This is a genomic window from Micromonospora sp. WMMD712, from assembly GCF_029581295.1.
Lineage (GTDB): Bacteria > Actinomycetota > Actinomycetes > Mycobacteriales > Micromonosporaceae > Micromonospora > Micromonospora carbonacea.
Genome location: NZ_CP120743.1, coordinates 7,587,246 through 7,592,331 on the forward strand (window position 1 = coordinate 7,587,246; position 5,086 = coordinate 7,592,331).

4 protein-coding genes are annotated in these 5,086 nt (G+C 75.4%); all 4 read left to right on the forward strand.

What is annotated here, in order from left to right:
* The first annotated feature begins 4 nt into the window (after positions 1-4).
* Genes O7633_RS32185 through O7633_RS32200 form a run of 4 tightly spaced genes read left to right on the forward strand, consistent with a single transcriptional unit; the run spans position 5 to position 5,005 of the window.
* On the forward strand, positions 5-2,125 hold the full coding sequence (locus O7633_RS32185; protein WP_282325089.1) for a hypothetical protein: 2,121 nt from the start codon (positions 5-7) through the stop codon (positions 2,123-2,125).
* Positions 2,126-2,149: 24 nt separating this feature from the next.
* Entirely contained in the window at positions 2,150-4,168 is a 2,019-nt protein-coding gene (locus tag O7633_RS32190) for a hypothetical protein (RefSeq protein ID WP_282325090.1), read from the forward strand.
* Positions 4,169-4,226: 58 nt separating this feature from the next.
* Complete coding sequence (locus O7633_RS32195; protein ID WP_282325091.1) at positions 4,227-4,673, forward strand: YbaB/EbfC family nucleoid-associated protein; 447 nt, start codon at positions 4,227-4,229, stop codon at positions 4,671-4,673.
* Positions 4,673-5,005: a hypothetical protein gene (locus tag O7633_RS32200; protein ID WP_282325092.1), complete on the forward strand. Its 333-nt coding sequence runs from the start codon at positions 4,673-4,675 to the stop codon at positions 5,003-5,005. Before O7633_RS32195 ends, O7633_RS32200 begins: the two co-directional genes overlap by 1 nt.
* Positions 5,006-5,086 lie beyond the last annotated feature (81 nt).

Genomic DNA, 5,086 nt, shown 5'->3' on the forward strand with positions numbered 1-5,086 from the left:
CCCGGTGACCGCGCCGTACCAGGACATGTCCCAGTGGACCTGGGAATCGATGCTCCAGAACGTCCTGGGCGAGGGGAAGGACGGGCCGGACGGCGCCAGCGGCACCCTGCTGGACCGCAAGCTGGTGGCCGGCCCGGACGTGCGGTGGCTGCGCCTCGTCGACCACACCGACGCGGTCACCGAGTCCTCGGAGCCGCCCGACACCAGCGACTACACCAACCGGATCGACTCGCTCGACGGCAACGAGTTCTTCCTCTTCCGGGTCAGCACGGTCGGCTCGCTGCGGGACGGGAAACCCCACTACACCACCCGGACCCAGTACATCCAGGTCAAGATCGTCTTCAGTGAGTCGCAGACGGAGGGAGCGCCCTCCCCGCGCGGCGCCTTCGAGACCTTCTACAAGGCCAGCGAGGGGGCGTTGCAGCGGCTGACCAGCGGCGCGAACCCCGTGTTCAGCTGGAAGAGCTTCACCGACGCCGCCCTGATGCTCAACGACGTCGAGAAGAACCTGGTCAGCACCGAGCGGGAGCTGAAGACCATCCTGGACCGGGTCGGCGACGACGCGTCCGGGTTCCAGGGCAACGCCTCCGGGGTCTTCATCGGGCTGCTGGCCAACCTGCGCCGGGACGTGCACCGGCTCGCCGTCGACATGAACGCGAACAGCGCCGACCGGGCCTGGTCCGACCAGGTCGACGACGTGGTCGACGACATGACCACCTTCCGCAACAAGATCGCCAGCTCGTTCCGGGAGTTCAGCGACCACACGTTCCAGTGGTTCAACGGCTACAACCCGACCACGCTGATCGACTCGCTGAAGAAGATCGTCGCCGAGGTCAGGACGGGCAACTTCAGCCAGGTCACGATCACCCTGCCGGACGCGTACGGCAACGGCACGGTGAACACCGGCACCTTCAACCTGATGACGGAGGCCGGCTGGCAGGCGGTCGACAACCTGGTCAAGGGGGCCTGGCTCGGCCAGCTGCGGGAGCTGGACGCCACGATGCGTGCCGAGCTGGCGCGGCTGACGACCCGGCTGCGGTCGGTCACCCACCTGGTGAGCGTCATCTCGCCGCCACCGACCAGCGGCAACACCGGCACCCCGCCGCCCGGGGGCGTCCCCGACGTCGGCGTGCCGGACCTGAACGGCGGCGGTGGCCCCGACCTGAACGGCGGCGGCGATCTCGGCCTCGGTGGCGGCGGCGATCTCGGTCTGGGCGGCGGTGGTGACCTCGGCGTGGGCGGCGGCGACCTCGGGCTCGGTGGCGGCGGTGACCTGGGCCTGGGCGGCGGTGGCGACCTGGGCCTGGGCGGCGGCTCGGGCCTCGGCCTGGGCGGTGGCGAACTTGGCCTGGGTGGCGGTTCCGGCCTGGGGCTGGGCGGGGGCAGCGGGTCGGGCGGCCTGGGCGTCGGCGGCGGCGGTGATCTCGGCACGGGCGGGCTGGGCGGGATCGGCGGCGACGTCGACTGGGACGACCTGCCCGGCGGCGGCACCGGCTCCGGCGCGGGCGGTGGCGGCCTCGGCGGCGGGGCCGGCGGCGGGATCGGCGGGGGGATCGGCGGCGGTGGCGTCCTGCCCGGCCTGCCCCCGGGCCTGGGCGGCCCCGGCGGCTCGGGCGGCCTGGGCGGCGGCAGGGGCGGCGGGGCCGGCGGCGGCCTCGGCGACGACGAGACGACCAACCCGTCGGCGCAGTTCCCGACCGATGTGGACGGCGTCGACGTCGGCAGCCTGGGCGGCGGCGCGCCGGGCGGGTCCACGACGGGCGGGATGGCCCTCGGCAGCGAACTGGCTGCGCTGCTCGGCGAGCCGGCGGGTCTCGCGCCCGCCGGCACCGGGGCGCGGGGCGCGGACTCCGCCGCCTCGGCCGCCGGCGGGTTCCCGATGATGCCGCCGATGGGCGGCATGGGCGGCATGGGTGGGGGCGGCCAACAGGGGGAGAAGGACCGTGAGCGCAAGACCTGGCTGGAGGAGGAAGAGGACGTCTGGGGCACCGACCCGGACTGCGGGATGGCCGTCATCGGCCGGGCCGAGCAGTCCGAGGAGCCGGCCACCACGGTTCCGGCCGCGCCGCGCCGACCCGGCGGGCCGCTTGGCCCCACCCGGGCGACGGGACGTCGCCGTGGCTGACCGTCGATGCGGGCGGGCCGCGCGGTGACCGCCCCGAACCAGGAGTTCGCCGGCTGGACCTGGGAACGGATGCTGCGGGACGTCCTCAACGAGGGCCGCGACGGCACCGACCAGTTCAGCGGCACGCTGATCGACCGCAACCTGGTCGCCGGCCACGGGGTCACCTGGGTCCGGTTCGTCGAACGGCGCACCCAGGAGCTGGACCGCGGCACCCGCCCCACGGTGGACCCGGGGGACCGGGAGCTGATCGGCTTCCGCCGGGTCGGCCCCGGGGTGGACGACCCGCAGCGGGACCTCTGGGAGATCGTGCGGGGCCACGTCACCTTCTGGGAGGGGGCCGGCGGACCGCCGCCGAGCAGCGCGTTCGACAGCTTCTACCGGGCCAGCGTCAACGCCCTCACCCGGTTGTACGCCGGCACCAACGGCTGGTTCAGCGAACGCAGCTTCACCGACGCCGGCAACCTGCTCTGGCGGGTCGAGCAGACGCTGCTCACCACCGCCGCCGAGCTGCGGGCGCTGCGCGACGGGATCAGCGGGGCCGGTTCCGGGTTCGCCGGGTCGGCCTCGGCGGTCTTCGTGGCGGCCCTGGACACCCTGCACGCGGACATCGACCGGCTCACCCGGGACATGAACGCGACGAACGACACCAACGCCTGGTCGGACCGGGTCTTCGAGCAGTCGAACGACCTGCTGATGTTCCGCGAGCGGATCAACGACGCCTGGCGGGTCTTCAGCGACCACACCCACGAGTGGTACAACACGTACCACCCGGCCGCGTTGTTCAGCACGGTCCGCAGCATCCTCGAACAGGTCGACCGGGGCAGCCTGAACGCGGTGCTGATCACCGTCCCGGACACCTACGGCACCGGCTCGGTCAGCGGCACGTACGACCTCACCACCGCCGCCGGGTGGGCCGACCTCGACGTGCTGCTGCGCTCGGCCTGGCTGCGGCAGCTCGTCCTGCTCGACATCCAGATGCGGACCGCGCTGGGCCAGCTCGTCGCCGCGCTGCGCCAGACCAGCGGAATCGTCAACCGGTTCACCGGGCCTGCCGGCGGCGGGCAGTCCCCGCCGCCGCAGGGCTCCCCGGAAGGGCCCGCCGACGGGCCGCCCCGCGACGAGGTGCGGTTCACCAGCACCCAGTTCGGCGGCACCGGGTTCGACGGGACGGGCCCCGGCGGCGTCGGTGGCGGCGGGTCGGCCCTGACGTTCTCCTCCTCGGGGGCCGGCGGGGCGGGGAACCTCCTGGCCGGCGGGCCGGCGGCCGGCGGCGCGGTCGGCGCGCCGGGCGGCGGGTTCGGCGGGGCGGGCGTCGGGTCGGCGCTCGGCGCGACGAGCCTGGCCGGCGGCTCCGGCGGCTTCGACGCCTCGGGCGTGGCCGGTGTCGGGGCCGGCGCGCTCGGCGCGGTCGGGCGTACCGGCGTCGGCGGGTGGGGCGGCGGGGCGCTGGCCGGGGTGGGTGGCCTGGCCGGCGGCGTCGGCCCGGTCATCGGCGCACGGGCCGGCGGCGGCGTGCCGGACGCCGACCGCCGCTCCGGCGGGGCGCTGGGGAACTGGGCCGACGGCGGGGCCGACATCGGTGACCTGACCGACGGGCCCGTCGTGGCCGCGCCCGGCGCGGCCGTCGGCGGCTCCGCCGTCGGCCGCGAGCTGGCCGCCCTGCTCGCCGGTCCGCCCGGTGGCGTGGGCGGCGCGGGCCTGCCCGGTGGCACGGGGTTCTCCGGCGGCGTCGGAGGCGCGGGGGCACCCGGCGCGACGGGCGGCGGGGCCGGTGCAGCCGGTGCCGGCCGGACCGGCGGGCCCCCGATCCTGCCGGCGATCGGCGCGCCGGTGAGCCGGACGGGCGGCGACGACGCGCGGCGCAGCATCCGGTTGACCGAGGACGACGAGTCCTGGGGAGCCGACCCGACGGGCACTGCGGCCGTCGTCGGCCGGACCGATCCGCCGAGGCGGCGGCCGGTGGCGGCGCCCGTCGAGGTGGCGCAGGCGCCGGCCCCCGGCCCGGTGGTCCACGGCCGGGAACAGGCGCGCGGCCAGGGCTGATCCCTGACCGCCGCCGGCCCCGCAGCAGAGACGAAGCACGCGAACCGTGAGGTGAGACATGTCGAGTCCGTTGTCCAACCAGGTCGAGCAGGCGCTCGCCGAACTCGAACGGCAGAAGGCCGCGATCGACGAGATCCAGGGCGGCCTGCACACCACGTACAGCACGGTGACCGCGAAGAACCGGGCGGTGGCGGTCACCGTGGACAGCCGGGGCGCGGTCACCGCGATCAAGTTCCCGACCTCGGCGTACCGGTCGATGCCCGGCCCGGAGCTGGGCGAGTTGCTGGTCGACACGATCGCGTCGGCCCGGGACGAGGCGCTGGCCCGCACCGTCGCCGCGTTCGAGTCGCTGCTCCCCGCCGGGCTGCCGATGATCGACCTGTTGACCGGCGACGCCGACCCCGAGCACGGCCCGCTGCCGATGGACCGGCTGCTCGCCGAGGTGTTCCGCGTCGCCGAGCCGGACGACGCCCCGACGCCGCCGCCCGCGGCGGGAGCCCGCTGATGGCCCCGGCGACCGGGCCGCTCGGCGCCGACACCGGCCGGCTGACCAACCCGAACTTCGACCCGTTCACCGAGGAACTGGACCGGATCCAGCGCGCGCTGCGGCGCAGCGACACGGACCATCCCGGACTCGTCGGCGAGCCGTACGCCGACATCGACGAGATCGTGGCGAACCTGCCGAAGGCGGGGCTGGGCGCGGACCTCATCAAGCTCCTGGGCGCGGTGCCGCAGGGCTACCAGGACGACCTGCGGAAGCTGGGGCAGATCCTGGCCACCGTGGAGGCGACCAACGCCGACCTGGCCGGCGGGGTCAACAACAGCCGGCACTCCTAGCGGCCGGCAGCGGTTCCCGCCGCGGGCGGGCAGCGGTTCCGTGACACCTGACAACGGCACGACGACGAGGGGCGGTCTCCG

Coding starts and splice junctions, on each gene's coding strand:
- O7633_RS32195 (WP_282325091.1), top strand. CDS start 4,227: ATGTCGAGTCCGTTGTCCAACCAGGTCGAGCAGGCGCTCGCCGAACTC.
- O7633_RS32200 (WP_282325092.1), top strand. CDS start 4,673: ATGGCCCCGGCGACCGGGCCGCTCGGCGCCGACACCGGCCGGCTGACC.